This window comes from Candidatus Thioglobus sp. (assembly GCF_028599055.1).
Taxonomy (GTDB): domain Bacteria; phylum Pseudomonadota; class Gammaproteobacteria; order PS1; family Pseudothioglobaceae; genus Thioglobus_A.
In genome coordinates this window covers 12039-13310 of the sequence record NZ_JAQRMS010000029.1, presented here as the reverse complement: position 1 = coordinate 13310, position 1272 = coordinate 12039, and the positions used below count along the sequence as shown (strand labels likewise).

General features: G+C 39.8%; 2 protein-coding genes and 1 tRNA gene. All 3 read right to left on the bottom strand.

Going from position 1 to position 1272, the window contains the following annotated elements; genetic code table 11:
- Positions 1-20: 20 nt before the first annotated feature.
- The 3 genes from PSN35_RS03335 to PSN35_RS03325 all read right to left on the bottom strand — a co-directional run bounded on the left by PSN35_RS03335 (position 21) and on the right by PSN35_RS03325 (position 1165).
- Positions 21-97, bottom strand: a tRNA-Val gene (locus PSN35_RS03335).
- A 69-nt stretch (positions 98-166) separates the two neighbouring features.
- Positions 167-862 (bottom strand): orotidine-5'-phosphate decarboxylase, encoded by a 696-nt coding sequence (gene pyrF / locus PSN35_RS03330; RefSeq protein ID WP_300029402.1) that lies wholly within the window; start codon positions 860-862, stop codon positions 167-169.
- A 12-nt stretch (positions 863-874) separates the two neighbouring features.
- The gene (locus PSN35_RS03325; protein WP_300029399.1) at positions 875-1165 is read right to left on the bottom strand and encodes a tetratricopeptide repeat protein; all 291 of its coding nucleotides are present in this window, start codon (positions 1163-1165) and stop codon (positions 875-877) included.
- Positions 1166-1272 lie beyond the last annotated feature (107 nt).

The following is a 1272-nucleotide window of genomic DNA, read 5'->3' as shown; positions in this document are numbered from 1 at the left end:
GTGTCCCTTTAATTAGTGAGTGGTAGTCGCGAGTGAATTCGAATCACCGACCCCTACCATGTCAAGGTAGTGCTCTAACCAACTGAGCTACGCGACTATAAAAGAATGTTCTTAGCAAGACGCTAACAACGAATGCGAAATTATACCCCTGTATAGGGGTTAAATACTAGAAACAGGTCTTGATAATTTCTTGAATGTTACTGGCTGCTGCATATGGATCATCTGCGTTTTTAATTGGACGACCAACCACAATATAATCCGATCCTGACTTAAACGCCGTTGCCACATCAACCACGCGCTTTTGATCGTCATCATTTGCCACAGGGCGAATACCTGGTGTGACTGCGATCAACTTATTGTCAACATACTCTCTTAAGAATGGCACTTCAAGACCTGAAGAAACCACACCATCACAGCCTGCTTCAAAGGCGCGCTTAGCGCGAGAGATAACCAAATCTTGCACATCGCAATCAAAACCAAGGTCGTCTAAATCACCACGATCAAGACTGGTTAGTGCGGTTACTGCCAAAATTTTAAGATCACCTTTATTTTCAGCAGCTTTTTCCATTAGACCTTGATTGCCATGAATGGTGGCAAAGGTTGCACCAGTTTGGCTCAAACGATTAATGGTTCTACCCACCGTTTCTGGCACATCAAAAAATTTAAGATCAACAAATACTTTTTTATCCTTAGCGATTAGCCAATCCATCAGCTCAAAATACTGGCCTGTCATTAATAATTCCATGCCAATTTTGTAAAAATTAACACTGTCGTCTAATTGATTGACCAAGTCTTTAGCCTGGGAAACCTCGGGTACGTCTAATGCAAAAATTAATCTATCTTCAAGTTTAATGTCTTTCATGGCTATTCCTAATTAAAAAATACTACCACCAGAATAGCCATTTTCATTTGCTTTTCTGATCCAATATTTTGATTGCTCAATGTCCTTATCAACGGATTTTGCTAAGGCATAAAAAATGCCTAAATTATACTGTGCTTTTGCATAATCTTGGTTGGCAGATTTTTGATACCACGCAAATGCTTTGGCTAAATCTTTATCTACGCCAATACCCAAATCATAACTTAAGGCTAGCTCATATTGAGATTGCGCATCGCCCTGCTCAGCAAGGGTTTTAATTTGGCTGTAAGTTTTTTCTGTCTTCACTTAAACTATCTAGGCGAAACTTCAACCTTGATATTAAGCGTGTTGCCAAACGGCTTGTTTCGAGTTGTGTAGGTAAAATTTCGACCATCATATTCATAAGCAACTCG